The organism is Pengzhenrongella phosphoraccumulans (genome assembly GCF_045689905.1).
GTDB classification, from domain to species: Bacteria; Actinomycetota; Actinomycetes; order Actinomycetales; family Cellulomonadaceae; genus Pengzhenrongella; species Pengzhenrongella phosphoraccumulans.
In genome coordinates this window covers 4223438-4244562 of sequence record NZ_CP144210.1, presented here as the reverse complement: position 1 = coordinate 4244562, position 21125 = coordinate 4223438, and the positions used below count along the sequence as shown (strand labels likewise).

Below are 21125 nucleotides of genomic sequence, written 5' to 3'. Positions count from 1 at the left end.
CGGATAGCGGGCACTCTGCGCCGGCGGCCACGGGTGCCGACCAGGGACCGGGGTATGCGCCGTCCTGCCCCCTTTCAGAGGTGAGGCGATGAGCGCACCTCATCGGCCGTGGCGACGGCGACGCGGCGCTCGAGGTGGCGGACCTCGGCCGGGTTCGTCGCCAACATCAGTGCGCGACCGAAGGCGACCTCGGCCTCCGATCCCCGGTCCGCGCGAAGCAGGAGCTCCCCGCGCGTCGCGTGGAGCAGGTGGTAGCCGTCAAGGCCGTCGAGTGGATCGAGCAGGGCGAGCCCGGCGTGAGGACCGTCAGCCATGGCCACCGCGACGGCTCGGTTGAGCCTGACGACCGGCGACCCGGTCATGGCCTCCAGCTGGGCGTAAAGGCCGACGATTGCTGGCCAGTCCGTGTCCGCCGCGGTTCGCGCATTGGCGTGCTGCGCCGCGATGAGTGCCTCGACCTGGAAGACGCCCGGATGCCCGCGTGCCATCGCCGTGGCGAGGACGCGGTTCGCCTCCAAGATCCGGGGAAGGTCCCAGCGGGTCCGGTCCTGACGCTCGAGGAGCACGAGGTCGCCGGCGTCGTCGACCCGGGTCGCGACGCGGGCGTGCTGGAAGAGCTCGAGCGCGAGCAGTCCCTCGGCCTCCGGGGTGGGTTTGACGAGCTCGACGAGGAGGCGGGTCAGGCGAATCGCCTCCTGGGCGAGGTCGACCCGCACGACTGCGTCGGCAGCACCCCTCGAGAGGTAGCCCTCGTTGAAGATCAGGTAGAGCACGGTGAGGACAGTGCCCACGCGACCGTCGAGGTCGGCCGGGATGGACAGCGGGATCCGCGCGTCTTGGATCTTGCGCTTGGCCCGCACGATGCGCTGCGCGAGCGTCGCGGTCGGCAGCAGAAACGCCGACGCGATCTCGGGCGTGCTCAGCCCGCCGACGAGCCGCAACGTGAGCGCGACCTGGGCGTCGACGTCCAACGCCGGATGGCAGCAGAGCAGCATGAGTCGCAGCTGCTCGTCGCGCACCGCGACTTCGTCGACGATCAAGTCGTCGCGCTCGCCGTCAAGCTCCTCGAGGTCGGGTTCCTCGACGTCGCCAGCTAGCAGCTCGGGAGCGGCCTCGAGCAAGCGCCGTCGGGCGCTGGTCGCGCGGCGGATCCGGTCGATCGCGCGGTTGCGGGCGGCGGTGCGGAGCCAGCCTGCTGGGTTGTCGGGTATGCCACGCTCGGGCCAGGTCTCGACGGCGGCGATGAGGGCCTCGTGCACCGCCTCGTCGGCGAGGTCCACATCGCCGAAACGATGCGCGAGCAACGCGATGATCCGACCGCTCTCCTCGCGCGCGAGGAGGCTGATCGCGGCGTCGACGGCGGGGCGCGGCGTGACCGGCGGCGTGGAGGCGTCCACGCCGCCGGCCGCGATGGCCGCGGGTTGCGGGTCAGCCGGCATCCGGACGCAGCGCCACCGGGCGCACCTCGATCGATCCGTACGGGACCGGGAGCGCCGCCGCGAGTCCGAGTGCCTCGTCGAGGTCCGCGGCGCTGATCAGGTAGAAGCCACCGAGCTGTTCCTTCGTCTCGGCGAACGGCCCGTCGACGACGGTCGGTGCCGCGCCGGCGGCCAGTCGCAGGGTCGTCGCGGTGGCGGTGGGCTGCAGGTTCGCGGCCGCGATCCAGTGGCCGCCGTCGATCAGCTTCTGGTTGTACGCCATCCAGCCCTCCATCATCTTGTCGAAATCGGGGGTACCGGGGGCGGGCATGACGGCGTTCTCGTCGCTGGCGATGAAGATCATGTAGTCCATGTCGAGCTCCTTCGGGGGTTGGTTGGTGTTCAGCGGATCGGGTCCGAAGCCTGGGCGACGGCGACGGCGACGGCGGCGGCGACGGCGGCAGCGCCCAGGTTGTCGAGGGTCGTGCACATTGCCTGCCGCAGGTGCTCGCCTCGATCGGTGACTCCGGCCCTGGCACGCATCCAACGGATGACGGCGGGCGACGGCTTGGTCTGGGTCATCGACTCGGTCACCCGGGTGCCGCCGTCGGCCCTGTCGAAGTCGTAGCTCCACAGCGGGCCGGAGGCTCCGGGCACCTGGAACGCGAACCGGACGCCGCGCTCGGCAGTGACCACGGTCGGCTTGGTCGACCATGTGAGCCCGCCAAGCACGTTGGTGCCCACGAACCGCGCGCCCGGGCGGGCGGTCGTCGCCCCGCCCATCCAGCGGGCTTCGACCGTTTCGGGGCTCCACTCCCCCATCCGGGTCACGTCGGTGATGAGGTCGTAGATCGTCTCGGGGCTGGCCGCGACCATGGTTGAGACCGAGACGGACAGTGGCGGCGATGCGGTCATGAGTACCTCCCAGTTCCGAGGTGAACCCGGTGTCCACCTTCTTGCATGGGTGACGCAGCGCGCGACCGGAATCGACACGATCGACCGCATGAGTTTTCGGAGGGCTCCGACCGTCGCCATCTCGGCTCCTCGCGCATGGTCGACACCCGGTCGGGCCCCGCAGCGTCAGTCACTCGGTGCGTACCGCGTGCCCTCCTTCGCGTCACGCGACAGCGCCATATGCGGATGACCGGGACCAGCGAAATCTCGGATCGCGGCTTCAGCATTCGTGCATGAGCGGTACATGACGATCCATTCGGATCAGATTCTGAACGTGAGCGGTCGGGTACGGCCGCCGCGTGCGCAGCCATCTCCGCCTCTGTTGCGGGGCGACCCCCGATGGGCTCATGCACTCTCTCGTCGTTCAGCGTTTGGGCGCCACGGCTTGTTCAAACTCCAGCGGCGCCCATCGAGGGCAACCGATGGCTGCCGCTGGCGACAACTGATATGAGTTCGCAACCGAACTGCAGATGTGCAGCCACGCCTACGGGCCACCGCACGAGCCAAAATCGCGCCCGGCGCCGTCGTGCGTGGGTGAACAGGAGACCGTCGCCAAATGTTCAACTGCGGCCCGCGGCGGCGGCTGGTGCTGCACGGCTTGCGAGGGTGACAGTCTCGCGCCGGCGCCGGGCCGCTGGGTATGCGGCGGTCGGGCGGATTCGACCCGTCCCCGGTCGGTTGATCTGTGGTCGGACTCCCGGCGCTGTCGTGCGCGTTCGAGGGCGAGAGTGCGTTCGGATTGGTCGAACTTGAAGATTGCGTAGTGATCGAGTGAGTGCATGGGTGTCTTTCGCGATATCGAACGGGACCGAGATTTCGGGCGGGCTGCGTCTCAATTGGCAGCTGAACCAGAGATCGGCCGAACTTGACGTGGCCCGGGTGATTTGGCACCGGCCCCCAGGTTCAGGAATTCCTGTGATCCCGCGGGGTCTGGGCGTGTTCTTCGTCGTCGTATGACCTGGGTGGTGGGGTCGAGCCGTAGCCGTCCGCGTGGATCGTGACGGCGAGGCGGACGACGAGCAAAACGATGGCCGCGGCGGCCAGCAGGATCAACAGCATGGCGAGACTCCCTCGCACGATCGGGGAAGGGCACGGTTGGTTCGTGACACGAGAACCTCGGCGCAACGCGCGGCTTCGTCGAGCGAGGTCAACGACGAGCCTGTGTGCTTCCTGGTGGACAGCGGGCGCGGCTTCGCGGTTGGGTGCCTTCACGAGGCAGAAGATCTTCTCGTTGGCCTTGTCGAACCAGTGGTTGCGGTAGTCGACACCGGGGCAAGGCACTCCGGCTCGCGCCACGGCTCGGTGGTACCCGATTCGCCTTGACGTCACCGTCGATCTGGACGGCCAGCACCGCGGCGCCCGTGAGAAGGACCTGCTGGCCAGAACCCTCGGCGGTTGAGCGTCGGTGTACTCGCCCAGTCCGGAGTTCCGGCCCCGGACTCCAACTATCTGACGGTCGTCGCCTGAGGCCGGCAGCCCGAACTGGTGACGACCTCTCCGTTGCCGCCAACGGCGCTGACCAGCACGGCCGCCCAGGCGGCACCTCCCGCGAGGCGGGTGGTGCCGTGTGTCACGAGCCCTCCTGGACCTGGTAGATCGCGTCGGCGACGAGCCCGTGCGCCTCGCGGTGCACGGTGTTGGCGGCCTCGGCAGACGGGGCCTCCACGAGGCAGAAGATCTTGCCCTTGCCCTCGTCGACCCAATAGCGCACGTAGTTCACGTCGTGCTTGCCCTGTGTCTGCAGGTCGGCCATGTGGGCGTTGCCGACGTCGGTGACGGAGACTCCGCCGTCGAGGTTGTGGACGTCCATGAACAGTGGCATGTCGTGCTCCTTGATGTGGTGGTTGTCCTGACACCGACGACGCTAGGAGCATGCGAGCCACCGGAGATGGGGCGTCGTTCCCTATCTGGCGCGGGTGGCTACCCGTCTTGCGCCGGCACCGGTCACGGCACCGCTAGGGGTGCCGGCAGATCCGTCGGCGGGTCGGCACCGTTGGCGCGGGGTTCGGGTTCCCTAGCCAGATGCCGGGAGCAGGCCCCGCCGTCGCGCCTCGGCAACCGCCTCTCGACGTCCCGACACGCCGAGCTTGCCGAGCACGGCCGACACGTGGTGCCCGGCGGTCTTGGTAGAGATGAACAGGCGCACCGCGATCTCCTCGTTGCTCAGGCCGTGCCCGAGCTGCTGCAGGACCTCCTGCTCCCGGCTGGTCAGGCCGGCCGGGTGGTCCAGGGTCGTGGATCGTGGCGCACCCGGAAGCGAGCGAATTCCCGCCCTGCGCAGCTGTCGACGCACGACGGCGGCGACGGCCGTGGCGCCGAGGGCGTCCAGCCGCCGCAGTGCCTCGATCTGGTCGTCCGAGGACGGCGAGAACGCAAGAGCGAGGGCGGCCTCGTAGGGGTCGCTCGCGGCATCCCACCCGGCGACCGCCTCGGCGACGTCGCCGCGCAGCTCGGCGGCCCACCGGGCGGACACCGCGGACGGGTCCGGGTGCGACAGGCCCAGCCGTCGGGCCCACACTTCGGAGCTCCCGGCGAAGCGTGTGTCCACGGGTGCCAGGGCTGCGACGGAGGCTGCTCGCGACATGGCGTTGCGGGCCTGGTCGGGGTGGCCGTGCACCCAGTGCCGCTCGACGACGAGCAGTCGGAAGGGCAGGATCCATTGCGGCTCACGGGTGCCTTCGGCGATCGCGACGCCCTCGTCCAGGAGCCGCCCGGCGTCCGGGTCCCCGCGTCGCACGCCGATGCGTGCAAGGCTCAGCAGGGCAGCCAGCCGCCGGACCGGCGAAACGGTCGTGTCTTCGAGGTGCGCCCGGCCCACCGACACGGCCTCCTGCCACTGCCCGGTGGACTCCAGCGCCCCGATGCGCGTCGAGACGAGGAACTTGGCGGCCGACACCACCTCGCGCTCCTCGCAGAACGCCAGGCCGTTGACGAAGACGGCCTCCGCCTCGTCAACCCGGCCCTCGTCGACGAGGCCAGCGTAGTAGTTCATGTAGGCGCGGCCCGCCTGCTCGTCGCAACCGGCGTCCAGACCCACGGAGAGGGCGCGCTGCATCGTCGGCACCCAGTCCTGGCCGAGCGACATCATCGAGCAGGCCCGGGTGTTGAGCACGTCACTGAGCACATCGTGCAATTCGAGCTCCTCGGCGAGGACCGCAGCGCGGTCGCTCGCCGCGATGGCGTCGACGTTCGCCCCCTCGTGCCACAGGACTGCAGCCAGGTACTCCACCGACCGGGCGAACGGGGGCGTCGGGCCGAGGGGACGGAGTACGGCCAGGGCTTCGTCAATGGCCTGGTGGGCCTCGGCCCCGCGGGCGAGCCGGGACAGAGCCCGCGAGTGCATCCGCAGGGCGGAGCCCTCGTGGAGGGCGTCCCCCAGCCTTCGCCACAGCTCGATCGCCTCGGCGCGTCTCGGCTCCGCCTCAGCCCAGCGGTCAACGAGCCCGAGCTCGGTCGCGAGGTCGTCGAGGATCTCGGCCCGGCTCCGGGTATCGAGTCCCATCCGGTCGCCGGCGGCCAGTGCACGGCGCAGGTGCTCGACCGCCTCACCGTGTGAGGCGTGGGCGGCGGCGCGGCGCGCAGCGCCACGGGAGTGCTGCAGCACGGCCGCGGTGTCCCCGGCGCCGGCAGCGTGGAAAGCCAGCCGGGAGTCGTCGTCGACGCCGCGCTCCACGAGTGCGGCGAGGATCCGCCGGTGGACGGCGCTGCGCCGCGGTTCGGGCACGGCATCGGCCACCGCAAGGCGCGCGATCTCGTGCCTAAACCGCAGCGAGCGGCCGTCGGTGACGAGCAGCCCGGCGCGCACGAGCGTGTCGTACGCCGTCTCGGGCTCGCCGGCGACAACCTCCATGAGGGCGGGGTCGACCCGGGCACCGGCCAGGGCGGCGGCGTCGAGGAGCCCCCGGGTGGCGGGGTCGAGCCCCTCGGCGCGGGCCAGCACGGCGTCACGGGCCGATGCCGGGAGCCCGCCGCCCGCGCTGCCGACCACCACGGCAACGAAGAAGGGGTTGCCGCCGGTGAGGTGGTGGACCGCGGCGGCGTCGAGGCCGGTGTCGCCGACGAGCTGCTCGATGGCGTTGTGCGACAGGGGCGGCAGCGCGACCCTGCGGGTGCCTCGCTGGCGGGCCAGCTCGCCGAGCGCTTGGCGAAGCGGGCCGGAGGGAGCCGACTCCTCCTCGCGGAAGGTGACGAGCAGCAGGGCGCGCTCCTTCTGCACGCGCCGACCGACGAAGCGGAGCAGGTCGAGGGTCGCCTCGTCGGCCCAGTGGATGTCCTCGACGACCAGAACCGTGAGCCCGGGGTCAGCGCGAACCGCCTGGATGAGGGCGGCGAACAGCGTCTCGCGTGAGGCGTCGGCGTCGGACGCGGCGCGCAGGGGGCCGCCGATGCTGTCGGCGATGTCGCGCAGCGGCGCGAGGGGGACAGGGGTGAACAGACCGTCGCAGGCGCCCCAGTGCCAGGCGGCGTCCGGCAGCAGGGCCTCGACCTGCTCGAGCAGCGTTGACTTCCCGCCGCCCGCCTCGCCGTGCACCAGCACGAGGCGACCGGTGCCCGCCTTGGCCTCGGCGGCGTACCCGAGCACAGCGTCAACCTGAGAGTCGCGCTCCAGGAACGTCGCGTGCATGCCGACCTCCAGCCCTTGGGTGCAGCGTAAACCGGGTCGACTCCGACGAACCGCGCATTTCGGGGCCCTTCGCACTGTCGCCCATGTGGGAGGGGCGCCACGTGTGATCGACGTGCTCGGGCTTGAGGAGCTGCCGGCGAGATAGCCGGCGGCGATGACGACGCTCAGATCAGGCCACCGAAGAAGCGCGCAAGGGTCGCCGGGTCGCGCGGCACCAGGTCCGAAGTGGCGCGTGAGCGCTGGCGGTGTGCGGGCAGGCGGGACTTGGCCGGGGCGCGCAGCACGACGGTGACGAACCCAGGGAGTCAGTCCCGGGACACCTCGGCGCTCGCGCGCTCGAGCATAGACACGACGTCCCGCCGGTGGTAGACCCGCTCGTCAGGTTCGATACTGGCGCAGAAGCGGGCGTACATCACGGCCGCGAGCAGGGGCAGCACCGGCCGCAAGAGCTCAGCGGCCCGCTCGGGCTCCGCCGCGGGCACGAGGCGGCGCCACGCCGAGGCGAACCACCGGCGTGCAGCTGCTGCGTCCTCCCCCTCGAGGCGCTCAGTGAACGCGAGCTCGTCGACGAGCGGGTTCCCCACGAAGGAGTCGCCCCAGTCGAGCAACACGTAGCGGTCCACCGTCCCCGCGACGTTCCCGGGGTGGAAGTCTCCGTGCACCAGGGCGTCCGGCACACCGCACGCCTCGATGGCGGCTATGCGCGCAGGAAGGGTGTCGACGAGCCGATCCAGGGTGGCACGCTCCCCCGCCTCCAGGGCGACCGCATGCTCGAGAACGACTGCCTCGATGGGTGGCTGCATGACACCCAGGCGCCGGTCCGGCACGCCCAGCCGCATCAGCTCGTCCGTCCGCCCCAAGCTGCGTCCCTGCACGTCGGTCAGGAGCCGCACCATCGGCTCGAGCCGAGCACCCCTCGCCTGGTGGTTCGCACCACCGGGCACCTCCGCCATGAGCACGCGTCCCCGCTCGAATCCGTAGAGCCCGGGAGCGGCCGGTGGACCGATCCAGTCCATGACCGCGCCCTCGTGAGCGAAGAAGCTCGGGACCGCCTTGAGCCATACCGGCCCGACACTCGTCGCTATCCTCCAGATCCCCGACAGGTTCCACGACCTCATCTGCTCCGCCGCCGCGGTCTCACGGATGCCGCGCTCGGTCAGCTGCTCACGCGCCCAGTCGAGCAACATGGCCGGGCCACCGGGCCTGGCCCACTCCTGCCGCAGCGATTCCTCGACCAGGGCGTCAACCGGCCACGGGGTCAGGGGAACTGGCGGCGGGTCCTCTGTCTCGGCAAGGTAGGCCACGGCGCCGCCCCACTGACGGTCCGGGGGTGCGGCCTGCAGTCTCAGGATGGCGACGTCGATGCCGTGCCGTTGCCTGACGGCGGCCACGACATCGGCCGACTCCGCCCACCACGGCATGGCCAACGACACCGGCGGCAGCGCACCAAGGACCGTGCCGCCCGAGACCAGCACGACCGTGGCCGTGCGACCGGACTCATTCACCCGTCGACACTATCCGCCGACGGGGGGCAGACGCGTCGGCGAGTGCACGCGCGACTTGGTCGGTGGCTGCTCGGGTCAGGTCGGTGTACCTGGCTGTTCGCTCGGGGTTTTGGCGATGTACGCGCAGGTCTCGCCCAGTTGCGTCGGCGGCTCACGGATCGTCGCGAGGACGACTTCCCGGTCGCGCCGGTAGTAGTGGTCACGGGCGCGCCCTCGGATCGTTTTCGGTGGCGAGAGAACGCGCCGGCGGACATGCTCGTCGTGAAGCGGACTTCGACGGAACGTACTGACCCGGCCGAAGGGCGTACCCCGACGCATACCCCAACGGCGTCGAGTTCACCCCCTTCCGCCCCCATCCATCCGGGACCGTCCACCCCGCTGACCTGCACCAACGCACTGGATCGAACTGCAGTGAACACCGTTCTCAAGACTGACACGGAGGAGGTCACTGGTTCGATCCCAGTATCGCCCACCATGTTGTCGCATGTCAGAGGCTATTTCGGAGAGATCCGGGGTGGCCTCTCTTGTGTCCGTACCCTCCCCCAACATCACATTGGTGGCAGAAAGTGGTGTTCGTTCATCACGCTCGCAGTGTCTTGGCGCACCGGACCGCGGCCCGTCGTGCCCGTCTCCGCTGCGACGCAATCGCGAGCAGGACGATTGCTGTCCGGATCGGGGGGTCGTTCACCCGCGCTGTCGTCTGGCGGTCCATATAGTGCGTTTTGAGCGGGTTGGACCGTCGCGTCGCACTCCGAGTTGCGGCGGAGATCTCGGAAAGGACTGTCCCCATGAACGCACCGTCGCGAGCCACCGATGCCACCCGGCGAAGCCTGGAGTCGGCCGCCGAGCACCTGCCGATGAGCGACACGCAGGACTTCACCGACGCGGACCGGGGATTCATCGCCCGCAGCACCGACCGGCAGATCAGGGCGCAGGACGGCCGGGTGGTGTGGGACCTGGACGCGTACGGATTTTTGGCCGGCCCTGCCCCGGACACCGCGAACCCGAGCCTGTGGCGACAGGGCCAGCTGGTCATGAAGGACGGGCTGTTCGAGGTGGTCCCGGGCCTGTACCAGGTGCGGGGCTTTGACCTGTCGAACATCTCCTTCGTGGAGACCGACACGGGGGTCGTCGTCGTCGACCCCCTGATCTCGAAGGAGACAGCCGCGGCCGCGTTCGCGCTCTACAGCGCGCACCGCGGGGCCCGCCCGGTGGTCGCGATGATCTACAGCCACTCCCACATCGACCACTTCGGCGGGGTCAAAGGCATCATCGACCAGGCCGACGTCGATTCGGGTCGGGTGCCCGTGATCGCCCCGGCCGGGTTCATGGACGAGGCGGTCGCGGAGAACGTGTTCGCCGGCACCGCGATGGCCCGCCGCGCCGGGTACATGTACGGCGCCGCGGTCGCCAAGGGCCCCGCGGGGCAGATCGGTGCCGGCCTGGGGCAGACCACCTCGACCGGCGAGGCGACCCTGATCGCACCGACCGTCGACATCACGACCACCGGCCAGGAGCTCACGATCGACGGGGTCCGGATCGTGTTCCAGGTGACCCCGGGCACCGAGGCCCCCGCGGAGATGAACTTCTACTTCCCGCACCTGCGCGCGGTGTGCGCGGCGGAGAACGCCTCCCACACGCTGCACAACATCCTCACCATCCGCGGCGCCGTCGTGCGCGACGCCCACGCGTGGGCGCACTACCTCACCGAGACCATCACGCTGTGGGGCGACGAACTCGAGGTCGTGTTCGCCTCGCACCACTGGCCGACCTGGGGCCGCGAGCGCGCGGTGGAGTACGTCGCGATGCAGCGCGACACGTACTTGTACCTGCACGACCAGACCCTGCGCCTGATCAACCAGGGCTACGTCGGCGCGGAGATCGCCGAGGTCCTGCAGATGCCCCCGGCCCTCGAGGCGACGTGGAGCACCCACGGGTACTACGGCTCGGTCAGCCACAACGTCAAGGCCATCTACCAGCGCTACCTCGGCTGGTACGACGCCAACCCCGCCCACCTCTGGCCGCACCCGCCGGTCGCCGCCGCCCAGCGGTACATGGATGCGATGGGCGGGATCGACGCAGCCATCGCCGTCGCGCAGAAGGCATACGACGACGGCGACTACCGGTGGGCCGCCGAGGTGCTCAACCATGTCTTGTTTGCCGATGGGACTCAGCCCGCCGCACGAACCCTGCAGGCCGACACGTTCGAGCAGCTGGGCTTCGGTGCCGAGAACGGCACCTGGCGCAGCGCCTACCTGGCCGGCGCCACCGAACTTCGCGAGGGCCAGTTCGGCACCCCCGCCACCGCGGCGTCCGCCGACCTGATCGGGACCCTGACCGCCTCGCAGGTCTTCGATTCCCTGGCTATCCGCATCGACGGCCCGCGCGCCTGGGACACCCATGTCACCTTGTGCTGGGTCATCACCGACGACGGCGCCACCTACGTCACCGAGCTGCGCAACGGCACCCTCCACAACCGCATTGCCACCACACCGCTCCCCGACACCACGACGTTCACCCTGACCCGACCCGCGCTCATCGGGCTCGTCACCGGCACCCTCGACCTCGCCGAAGCCCTCACCGGCGGCACGGTGACCGTCACCGGCGATCCGGGTGAACTCGCGACCCTGGTCGGCCTGCTCGCGCCGGTTGACCCCGACTTCGCCATCGTCACACCCTGACCGGCAGCTCGCCGTCGTAGTCCTGCTTCTCGCGCGGAGCTCTGAAGAGCGATCGCTCCAGGTGTGACGTCAACCCGTGTCGTGGGGTGGCCGACTGACGCACCATCGCCACGGCAACGGTGCGTCAGTCAGGCTAGTCAGGCCGTGGATTCACCAGATTTGGATGCGTGCGCGCCCGGCGGTGAGTGACCCAAGCGGTCCGGCCGGGTAGGCCTCCCCCACCACCTTGGGAGTCCCCGCGAGATCGACGTCGAGAACGATCGAAGTTCCATCGAGCTCCTCGAACTCGGCGTCGACGAAGCGCACCCGCTTGAGGTCGCGTCCCGTGACGACCCCCACGGTCGCCTTCTCGAACTCGGCGGGAAGGTCGAAGTCGAGGTACACCTCGTCGCCCTCGTCGATGACCTTCGCCGACACCCGGCCTTCCAGCAGGGTCGAGTCCACCTCGCCCTCATAGGCCGCGGCGTTGCCGGCGTAGGCGTTGGACCAGATGTAGACCGGCTGCTTCACCGTCTTGAATCGCTCATGATCGCCCCGTGAGGGGTCGTCCACGAGGGCGATGTAGTCGGCGAACGATCCGGGGTGCCCGTCGTAGCCGCTCGTGCCGTACCCGGCCTTGTCTCTGAGCGGTCGGTCGGTCCCATAGGCGAGCGAAAGATCTCCGCCGAGGAAGATGTTCCCGATGTAGCGGTCGTCCCCACCGAGGATCGCGGCATACCCGGCGACCTGCGTGCTGTGCGGCAGGTGATACGGAGTTGGACGCTCGATGACGGGTTCGAGCAGCACCGTCCCGCAGACGAGGTTGTTGACGTAGGCACCACCCTGGCTGAAGATCTCGATCGACGAACGTGACGCCAGCACGTTGTGCTCCACCACATACGGTCCGTGGCTCACCTCGACGAACAGGTCGCGGTTGTTGTTGTAGTACACGTTGCGAGACACCCGGGTGCCCTGCGCCTGCCAGTCGAGCCACGTGCCAAGCGAGCAGTCGTGGATGCGGTTGTGTCGGATGACAACGTCGATCGCGGCGTGCAGCTTGATGCCGCCGATCTCATAGCCGTAGAACTCGCGCTTCAGGGCGATGTTGTAGATGTGGTTGTCCTCGATCGTCGAGAACACGCATCCCAGATGGCCGACGATGCCATTCTGGCCACAATCGAAGATGGCGTTGCGGCGGATCGTGTGCGAGCCGACGTGCTCGCGGTCCCATCCGATGTGCAGCGCCGAGAACACCGACTCAAGCTGATACTGGTAGCCGGGCTTGTCCAGTCGTTCAGTGGCGTAGTTCTGCCCCGTGGAGGCCTCTTTGCCGATCGAGATCGCCGAGCACTTGGCGTCGTGGATCACGTTGTCCTCGATCACCCAGCCCTTCGCCCAGTTCGGTCCGATCAGCCCAGGCTGGTCGGCCGTCGGCGGCGCCCACGGGCAGGCCGCCTGTGCCAGCTCGAAGCCACGCACGGTGATGAAGTCGATGTGGTGCTCAGTGGGGTAGAAGACGGACCGCCGAACGTTGATCTCGACGAGTTCCGCGTTGGGGTCGGCCCCCTGAAAGTTGGCCCAGATCGTGGTGACGTCCTCGCCGACCTCGGCGTACCAGACGAGCTGAGTCTGGTCGGGATCACGAATCGGGTCGACGGTCCCGGTCCAGTGATCAACGACCTCAGTACGGCGCGAGGGGTTCACCAGGCCCGACCGATCCGTGGCCTCGTAGAAGCTCCGTCCGTTCAGGTAGACGTCGCCAAGGTGCTTCTTGGGTGTGTCCTTGGTGGCGTAGACCACCCAGTCGCCGTTGAGCTCCTCGCCGAAGGGATTGAAACCACCGAACAGCGCGGCCGGCACCTCGACCATCCAGACCGATCCTTCTACCAGCTCCCAACCGCTGACCGGCTCGGAACCTTTGATCTCGACGTGCTCCCCGGGCGCGGCTTGGTAGGTGATGCGGCGCTGATCGCTCAGGCCGCCACGCTGGGGCTTCACCCATTCTCGATAGACCCCGCCGTGGACAAGAACGGTGTCACCCGCGCGTGCGAGCTCCGCGGCCCGACCGATCGTGCGCAAAGGATTCTCTTGCGACCCCTCCGCGACATCGGAGCCAAGAGTGGCGACGTGAAGAACTACTGGCATGAGATTTCCCTTCGTTACACGCAGAGAGTCGCACGGTGAGTGCGTCGTCCGGTCCCCCATCTCCTGCAACGCGGCGGCTCCTACTTCCCGCTGCCGGCAGTCAGGCCGGCAAGCAGGTAACGCCGGCCGAGCAGGTACACCACGAGCAGGGGGAGCAACGACAGCGCGACGGCCGCCATGATCACGGGGACGTTGAGACCGAACTGACCCTGGAAGTCCCAGAGGCCCAAGGTCAGCACCCGCACGGACGGGTCCTGGGTGAGGATCAGCGGGAACAGGAAGTTGTTCCACGCCTGCATCGCGGTGTAGATGCCGATCGTCGCCAGCGACGACCGGGAGAGCGGCAGGACCAGAGAGAACAGGGTGCGCACGCTGCCGCAACCGTCGAGGTTCATGGCCTCGTAGAGCTCCTTCGGGACGTCGCGCAGGCTCGAGGTGAGCACCATGATCGACAGGGGTAGCGCGAAAGCCGCGGTCGGCAGGATGATCGCCAGCAGGGTGTCGTACAGGCGCAGCTGCGTGATCAGGAGATACAGCGGCACGATGACCGCCTGCGCGGGCACCGCCAGGCCCAGCAGCATGACGGAGAACATCCTCGCCACGGACGCCTTCGGGCTGCGGACGATCGCGTAGGACGCCGGCAGCGCAAGGGCGAGCACGATCACGACGCATGCGACCGTGACGGTCAGGGTGTTGAGGAAGTAGCGCGGGAACTCGGAGTGCGCAATCGTCACGTAGTTCTCGCCGGTGAGGTTCGTCGGCGGGGCAAGGGGCCCCTTCGCGAGGTACTCCCCGGACCTCCGCACCCCGGTGACGAACAGGAAGTACAGCGGCACGCCGACCACGACGAGCCACACCGCGGCGCCGAGCCCGCCGAGAACATTGATCCGCCTCCACCAGGGCCCGCGGGCGTGATGGGAGCGGGTGGGTCGCGCGGCCTCACCCTGTGTCTGCGTCTCCGGGCGCGGGGGCGAGCTCACAGTGGTGGTCATAGCCCCTCCCTCTGGCTGGCCATCTTTCGGTAGCCGGTGGCCTTGGTGACGACGAGCGACAGGCACGTCCCGATCGCGAGCAGCAGGACTGCGAGGACGCTGGCGTACCCCATATCGAAGCTGCGGAACCCGGTGAGGTACATGTGCAACGGGAGGATCCTCGTGGCGGTCCCGGGCCCACCGCCCGTGAGGATGAGGACGATCTCGAAGTACGTGAGCGAGCCGACGAGCATCAGGACGCTCGAGGTGATGATCGTGTCCCTCAGCTGCGGGATGGTGATCGCCGTGAACTGTCGGAACCGGCCGGCCCCGTCGATGGTTGCCGCCTCGTACAGCGCCGCCGGGATCGCCCGCGTGGCGCCCTGGTACAGCAGGGTGTGGAACGGCATGAACTGCCAGGCGATCACCACGACGACCGCGTAGAACGCGAGCTGCGGGTCGCCGATGATGTTGCCGTCCTCGAGCCCGATCAGCGGGCCGACGATGCTCGCGAGCCCGAAGTTCGGGTCGAAGAGCGTGCTCCAGAGCAGCGCGATGGCCGCGCCGGACATCAGCAGCGGGACGAAGCAGATCGCGGCGAGCACGCTCCGGGTACGCCCCTTGCCTGCTACGAAGACCCCGAGCGGCAGGGCGATCGACGTCTGCACGAGCCACGACGCGATGGTCAGCATGACCGAGAGCCTGAGAGCGTCACCGACCAGCGGGTCCGCGGCGAGCTTCTGCCAGTTCTCGAGCCCGATCCACACCGGGGTGGAGATCCCGCTGTACTCGGTGAAGCTGAGATAGACCACCGCGACCATCGGCAGCAGGGCGAACATGCCGAAGAACACCAGGGCCGGTGCGGCCCAGACAAATCCGGGCCGTCCCGCCTCCGAGCTCGGCTGAGCCTTGGTCACGCCGCAGCGTCCATCGCGTCAGCGAACTCCTGGGGGCTCATCTGCTTGTTGAACACCTGCTGGATGTTCGTCAGCATCGTCTGGGACAGCGCCGCGGGAAGCGCCTGGTCCCAGGACTGCGTGAAGACCGGAGCAGTCAGCACGCGGTCGTAGGCGAAGGCGTTGAACTCGGCGAACTTGCCGACGTTCACCTTCTCCTCCAGACCCATGATCGCGGGAACCTGGCCGACGCCGATCATGCCGTCGACATACTCATCGCTCGCCATCTGGGAGAGCAGGAAGTCCGTGGCGGCCTTGGGATCGGCAGCGCGCGCGCTCACCGAGTAGAAGTTGCTGGGGTTGCCCACGATGTTCGCGGGGTCGCCTGCGCCATCCTCGATCGCCGGGAAATCGGCCCAGCCGAGCGAACCGGCCTCTAAGAAGGCCGGGAATGCGTCGTTGAGTGACGTCACCTCCCACGAGCCCATGAGTTCCATCGCTGCCTTACCGCTCGTGAGCAGCGCCTGCGAACCGTTGTTGTCGTAACTCACCGCGGCGTAGTTGGAACCGAAGGCGCCGGCATCGACGAGCTCTTGGACCATCTCCATCGATCGGACGACCGCGGGATCGGTCCATGCGCCGTCCTCACCGGCCGCGATGGCCTGAAACTTCTCCGGGCCGCCGATACGGTCGAGGAAGTATTCGACGTACATGAGTTCGGTCCAGCCCTGGGAACCCGCGAGCGCGATCGGCTGCACCCCCGCCCCCTTGAGCTGCTCGATCATCGCCAGGAACTCCGTCCAGGTGACCGGGAACTCGGTGATACCCGCCGCCTTGAGGACATCCTTGTTGGTGTAGAACGACACGGGCTGGACGCCCTGCATCGGGATGCCGTACACCTTGCCGTCGATCGTCGCGACGTCGACGACGCTGGAGATGAACCGCTCCTTGACGTCGGACGCCTCGAACGCTGCGGTGAGATCGGTGACCTGGCCGGCGTCGACATAGCCCTTGAGGTTGCCCCCGCCCCAGTTGTAGAAGACCGACGGCGCGTTGGGCGAACCGATCGCGGTCTGCAGCTTCGCCTTGTAGGGGTCGTTGACGTACGTGGACAGGACCATCTTGTCGTCGCTGCCCTCGTTGTAGCGATCGACCGCCTCCTGCTGGACGCCGTTGATCCCCTCGTTCTGGAGGGTCCACAGCTGCAGCTCGGCGCCATCCCCGCCCTGGGCACTGGCGGTGCCGGGGCCGCTGCTCCCGCAGCCACTCAAGCCGACGAGGGCAAGCGCTGCCAGTCCGGCGACCGCGACGCGGTGCGCTCTGATGATGCTCGACATGGACTCTCCTTTGAGTCGTGCGCGATAGCCGGCCTACGCCGACGCCATGACATTAGATCTCACCAGTGCGAAACTTCAAATCCTTTCGGCTGCAATTTCGGTTTCCAAACCCACGAAATTTCGCTACGGTGGTGTCATGCCGACAGCCTCGACCCGCGCCACCCTTGCTGACGTCGCCGCAGACGCGGGTGTCTCGATCCCGACCGTCTCCAAGGTTCTCAACAACCGCCCCGACGTCGGCGAACCGACCCGGCGGCTGGTCGAAGCCTCGATCAGCCGAACGGGATACCTTCGGCGAGCAGCGGCGAAGAAGCGGCCGCGGGCCGGCCTGATCGACGTCGTCGTCCACGGGATGAACTCGCCCTGGGCGATCGAGGTCCTTGCGGGAGCGGAAGAGGCAGCCCATCAGGCGGGCGTCGGCATGGTGGTGACGGCGGCGCGCGACGACCTCAGCGAGGACTGGGTCCGGGCCCTTGCCCGCCGCCGGTCCGACGGCGTCGTGCTGGTCATCTCCGACATCTCGGCCGAGACGCTGTCCCAGCTGCGCAGCCGGCAGGTGCCCGTCGTCGTCGTCGACCGCACCGGAAACTCGGATCCGGGCCTCGCCACCGTGGGGGCGGCGAACTGGTCCGGCGCGCTCAGCGCCACGGAGCACCTCATCTCCCTCGGGCACCGCCGCATCGGCATCATCAGCGGACACCCGCGGCTGGCCTGCAGTGGCGAACGGATCGACGGCTACCACGCGGCCCTGCGACGCGCGGGACTGCCGATCGACCCCGACCTCGTGCTCCACGGTGACTTCTATCCCGAGGGCGGACGCGCAGGGGCCCAGCACCTGCTGAGCCTCGCCGAGCCGCCGACGGCGATCTTTGCCGGGTCGGACCTGCAGGCGCTCGGCGTGTATGAGGCTGCCAGGCAGCGCGGCCTGCGCGTGCCGGACGACCTGAGCGTGGTCGGTTTCGACGACCTCACGATCGCCCAGTACGTGACCCCGCCCCTGACCACGGTCCGGCAGCCGCACCGCGAGATGGCCGCCGAGGCAGTCCGGATGGTGCTGGCGCTGTCCCACGGTGACCAGACGGTCCCGCCCCAGCGGATCGAGCTCGCGACGAGCCTCGTCGTGCGGGCGAGCACCCGCGCCTACCGAGGCTGAGTGCCCGCCGAACCGGCAAGCCATGCAAGGGGCTGTGGAGAGCCGAAGAGAGGCGCGTCGTGAGCAGTTTCGCGACATGTTCTCCGGTCGACGCGTCGACTAGCTCGAGGCCGGCACCTTTGACGACCTACGCAAAAGCACCGCTGGCTGCCTGACGGACAGCCAACGGTGCGTCGTGGAGGACCCAGGAATTGAACCTGGCGAGGCGCCCCAAGTGCACGTCCCCCGAGGGCTCCGACGCTAGTTCAGCCCCCGCGGGCCCGCAAGCGGTACGGCCAAATTCATGGCGGTGTGGATCAGCCGACGACTCGTGTGGCGGGGGGTGCGAATCTGGTGTGCACTGCTGGCCATGGATGCCGACCAGATTCGCAGTGCCTTTGTCGAGTACATGGCGGAACGAGGACACACCGTCATCCCGAGGGCTCCGTTGATCCCGCGCAACGACCCCACAACGCTGTTCACCGGCAGCGGCATGCAACCGTTGCTGCCCTACCTGCTCGGCCAGGACCATCCCGAGGGGACAAGGCTCGCGGACAGCCAGACGTGCCTACGGGTTCAGGACATCGAGGAGGTCGGTGACAGCCGGCACACGACATTCTTCGAGATGCTCGGCAGCTGGAGCCTGGGCGACTACTTCAAGGACGTCCAGATCAAGCAGTTTTGGGCTTTCCTGACCGAGATCGTCGGGCTGAGTCCGGAGCGGATCTATGTCTCTTGCTTCATCGGCGACCCTGTTCATGGCATTCCCAAGGACACCGAATCGGCAGGTATCTGGACGGGGCTGTTCACCGCGGCAGGAGTGTCCTCGGACCAGGTCGAGGTCGGGAGCGAGGAGAACGGCGCCCAGAACGGCACCGGTGGCGCTCGCATCGCCTTCTACGGCAAGAAGAACTGGTGGTGCCGCGGCGGAACGGCGGAGGAGATGCCGGTGGGTGAGCCGGGCGGCCCGGACACCGAGGTGTTCTACCTGTTCCCCGACATCGAGCATGACCTGGCCTACGGTCCGCACTGTCATCAGAACTGCGACTGCGGGCGGTTCATCGAGCTCGGAAACTCGGTCTTCATGGAATACCGACGTACCGAGACCGGGTTCGAGCCGCTGCCTCGCCGCAACGTCGACTACGGAGGCGGCCTGGCTCGTATAGCCGCCGCGGCGATGGACAGCAGCGACGTGTTCCGGATCGGGCTGCTGTGGCCGATCGTCGAAAAGCTCGAGGAGCTTTCGGGGAAGAGTTACGACGACGAGACGCGAGCGATGCGCGTCATCGCCGACCACCTTCGAGGCGCCACGTTCCTCGCTGTCGACGGCGTGCGCCCGAGCAATAAGGCGCAGGGCTACGTCATGCGGCGCCTCATCCGCCGGGCCGCCCGGTTCGCGTTCGATCTCGGTCTCGAGGAGAACTTCTTTCCGCAGATCGTGCCGACGATCGCCGGGATCTACACGCATGACTTCCCGGAGGTTGCTCAGAACGCCGACGCTGTCATCGCCATCCTGTCCAAGGAGGAGCAGGCCTTCCGTAGGTCGCTACGTAAGGGCATCAAGCAGCTGAACGGCTACCGGCACACCGGGGTCACCGGCGCTGAGCTTTTCGTCCTGTACGACACGTTCGGTTTCCCGGTCGAGCTCAGCACTGAGGAGGCCCACCGCAAGGGCATCGCTCTGAGCGAGTCGTGGCGCACCGAGTTCGACGAGCAGATGGCAGCGCAACGTGCTCGTTCGCAGTACGCAGGCGCCACGCGGTCGTGATTCCGGGCCTCATGGCCCATGACTGCGGCGACGACCGCGAGGTTCAGGCGTCCTCCAACTGCGCGCGACCATGCCCCGAGTCGGCCCCCACGTTCGATGTCTGGCCCTGGCCGGCCAGGTCGATCAGGACGGCTGCCAGCGCCGCGCCCACCTGACCGAGCTCGTCGGCAGTCAGCGAAGCGAGCGAGACCCGCGCGTCCCACGAGTGGGCGCTGTAGAGCTGGCCGGGAAGCATGATCACGCCGTGCTCCCGCGCCAGGCGGAGCGGGACGTCCGCGGGCTTCGCTGTCGCCATGAGGTGCTTGACCCCGGTGGCACCGCAGAGCACCTCGGTGACCTGCAGGAGGTCAACGAGCGCGTAGTACATGCTGTCCTGGCCGCCGGGTGGCGGGACCCTCAGCGGAACCCGCAGCGCGCGGTCGCGAGCGGCGAGCTCGGCGCGCGTGGCGGCGACATACGCCTGTCCGGTCGGCATCAGGTACGCGAGGGCGAACAGGGCCATCTGTGCCTGATCGGGCGTGGCCAGGCCGGTGATGTTGTGCAGCGCGACCTCCCGGCTGTCGGCCACCATGCGCGCCATGAACGGCAGCGAGGACGCATCCGACGTCAGCGACGAGTAGCGCTCCGCCTGCGCTCGGCGCCGTGCGTCGTCCTGCCCGGCCAAGATCCGGTCCAAGGCGTTGTCACGGTGCAGCGCGATGAAGCCGAGCCGGGAGCCGGTGGCGCCGAAGTTCTTCGAGAACGAGTGCACGCACAGGACGTTGTGGGGCAGGTCTGCGAGGATCCCCCGGAAGCCCTCGACGAACGTCGCGTACACGGTGTCAGCCACGATGACGAGATCGGGCCGGTGCTCGGTCACCAGGTCACGTAGTTCGCGCAGTCGCTCCGGGCGAACCGCGCGAGTGTCGGGGTTTCCCGGGTTGACGAGGAAGAACACCTTGATCGCGGGATCGAGGAGCCCGTCCAGGACGCCGTCGGTAAAGCGTGCGGAGACGTTGTGCGCCGCGTGGATCGCCACGACGTCAAGTCCGAAGCCCTCGAGCACCGGGACCTGGAGGTACGGGGTGAAGACCGGCGTGGCGATCGCGACCTTGTCACCGGGCCGGATGACTCCGTTCTCCCGCAAGGAGCGGAACACGTAGGCCATCGCCGCGGCGCCACCCTCGGTGCCGAAGACCTGGTAGGTGCCGGGGGGCGCGTCCTCGGCGCCCGTGACCTCCACCAGGTAGCGCTCCAGTACTCGCTCGATATGAGCCAGTATCCGATTGGGTGACGGGTACCCGTCGCCCAGGGTCGCGCGGACGAGCTCGTGGACCCAGGCGTCGGGTTCGAAACCGAACGTGACCACGCCGTGGTCGAGGGCCCCGGCGAGGAACGAAGCACCCGGCGACTCCTCCGCGCGCAGGTACTCGGTCAGGCGCGCTGCGATCCCCGAGACGCTCGGCGTCATCCCCCAATCGGGGTGAGTGCTTGCGGAGATGGACTCGGCGACCGCGAACCGGCCCAACAAGAAGGCGGCGTCGCGGGGCGCGGTCGCCAGCCAGTTCGGCTGTCCGCGACCGGCGTCCAGGACCGGGCGCCCGGAGGCGGCCGCGGCCGCGGCGATGGCGGCCTGGAGTTCATATCCCTCGAGCTCGACAGTCACGGTTGGTCTCCTGACGTTGCGCCGTTGCGTTTCCCGAGGACCATCTCCGCACCCATCGAGCGCCCTGGGG

15 protein-coding genes are annotated in these 21125 nt (G+C 68.6%); 3 read left to right on the top strand and 12 right to left on the bottom strand.

Annotated features, from left to right (window positions below):
• Nucleotides 1-74: 74 nt before the first annotated feature.
• From VTA80_RS19615 to VTA80_RS19585, 7 genes are all read right to left on the bottom strand, one after another.
• Nucleotides 75-1439, bottom strand: a complete 1365-nt coding sequence (locus tag VTA80_RS19615) for an RNA polymerase sigma factor (protein WP_407342753.1) — start codon at nt 1437-1439, stop codon at nt 75-77.
• The gene (locus VTA80_RS19610; protein ID WP_407342752.1) at nt 1429-1791 is read right to left on the bottom strand and encodes a YciI family protein; all 363 of its coding nucleotides are present in this window, start codon (nt 1789-1791) and stop codon (nt 1429-1431) included. Before VTA80_RS19610 ends, VTA80_RS19615 begins: the two co-directional genes overlap by 11 nt.
• 29 nt (nt 1792-1820) lie before the next feature.
• Complete coding sequence (locus tag VTA80_RS19605; protein ID WP_407342751.1) at nt 1821-2333, bottom strand: SRPBCC family protein; 513 nt, start codon at nt 2331-2333, stop codon at nt 1821-1823.
• Nucleotides 2334-3275: 942 nt separating this feature from the next.
• A complete protein-coding gene (locus VTA80_RS19600) occupies nt 3276-3431 on the bottom strand; it encodes a hypothetical protein (protein WP_407342750.1) in 156 nt (51 codons plus the stop codon).
• 511 nt (nt 3432-3942) lie between these two features.
• Nucleotides 3943-4194, bottom strand: coding sequence for a DUF4242 domain-containing protein (locus tag VTA80_RS19595; RefSeq protein WP_407342749.1), 252 nt, complete (start codon nt 4192-4194; stop codon nt 3943-3945).
• A 192-nt stretch (nt 4195-4386) separates the two neighbouring features.
• The gene (locus VTA80_RS19590) at nt 4387-6996 is read right to left on the bottom strand and encodes an ATP-binding protein (protein WP_407342748.1); all 2610 of its coding nucleotides are present in this window, start codon (nt 6994-6996) and stop codon (nt 4387-4389) included.
• 305 nt (nt 6997-7301) lie between these two features.
• Complete coding sequence (locus VTA80_RS19585; RefSeq protein WP_407342747.1) at nt 7302-8501, bottom strand: phosphotransferase family protein; 1200 nt, start codon at nt 8499-8501, stop codon at nt 7302-7304.
• A 788-nt stretch (nt 8502-9289) separates the two neighbouring features.
• Between VTA80_RS19585 and VTA80_RS19580 the strand changes: the two genes are divergently transcribed.
• Nucleotides 9290-11182, top strand: a complete 1893-nt coding sequence (locus tag VTA80_RS19580; RefSeq protein ID WP_407342746.1) for an alkyl/aryl-sulfatase — start codon at nt 9290-9292, stop codon at nt 11180-11182.
• A gap of 150 nt (nt 11183-11332) precedes the next feature.
• On the opposite strand, the gene VTA80_RS19575 is transcribed toward VTA80_RS19580, so the two are convergent.
• From VTA80_RS19575 to VTA80_RS19560, 4 genes are all read right to left on the bottom strand, one after another.
• Nucleotides 11333-13159, bottom strand: coding sequence for a right-handed parallel beta-helix repeat-containing protein (locus VTA80_RS19575; protein ID WP_407342745.1), 1827 nt, complete (start codon nt 13157-13159; stop codon nt 11333-11335).
• 227 nt (nt 13160-13386) lie between these two features.
• Nucleotides 13387-14298 carry a carbohydrate ABC transporter permease gene (locus tag VTA80_RS19570; RefSeq protein ID WP_407342744.1) on the bottom strand — a complete coding sequence of 304 codons (912 nt, stop codon included), beginning with the start codon at nt 14296-14298 and terminating at the stop codon, nt 13387-13389.
• A complete protein-coding gene (locus tag VTA80_RS19565) occupies nt 14295-15194 on the bottom strand; it encodes a carbohydrate ABC transporter permease (RefSeq protein ID WP_407342743.1) in 900 nt (299 codons plus the stop codon). The genes VTA80_RS19570 and VTA80_RS19565 overlap by 4 nt, the downstream gene beginning before the upstream one ends.
• Nucleotides 15191-16510 (bottom strand): extracellular solute-binding protein, encoded by a 1320-nt coding sequence (locus VTA80_RS19560; protein WP_407342742.1) that lies wholly within the window; start codon nt 16508-16510, stop codon nt 15191-15193. Before VTA80_RS19560 ends, VTA80_RS19565 begins: the two co-directional genes overlap by 4 nt.
• 136 nt (nt 16511-16646) lie before the next feature.
• Here VTA80_RS19560 and VTA80_RS19555 point away from each other — a divergent pair, with 136 nt between their 5' ends.
• Nucleotides 16647-17663 (top strand): LacI family DNA-binding transcriptional regulator, encoded by a 1017-nt coding sequence (locus VTA80_RS19555; protein WP_407342741.1) that lies wholly within the window; start codon nt 16647-16649, stop codon nt 17661-17663.
• Nucleotides 17664-18012: 349 nt separating this feature from the next.
• Nucleotides 18013-19410, top strand: a complete 1398-nt coding sequence (locus VTA80_RS19550; protein WP_407342740.1) for an alanine--tRNA ligase-related protein — start codon at nt 18013-18015, stop codon at nt 19408-19410.
• Between the two features lie 43 nt (nt 19411-19453).
• Here the strand turns inward: VTA80_RS19550 and VTA80_RS19545 are convergent, their stop codons facing one another.
• A complete protein-coding gene (locus VTA80_RS19545; protein WP_407342739.1) occupies nt 19454-21055 on the bottom strand; it encodes a bifunctional aspartate transaminase/aspartate 4-decarboxylase in 1602 nt (533 codons plus the stop codon).
• Nucleotides 21056-21125: the final 70 nt, after the last annotated feature.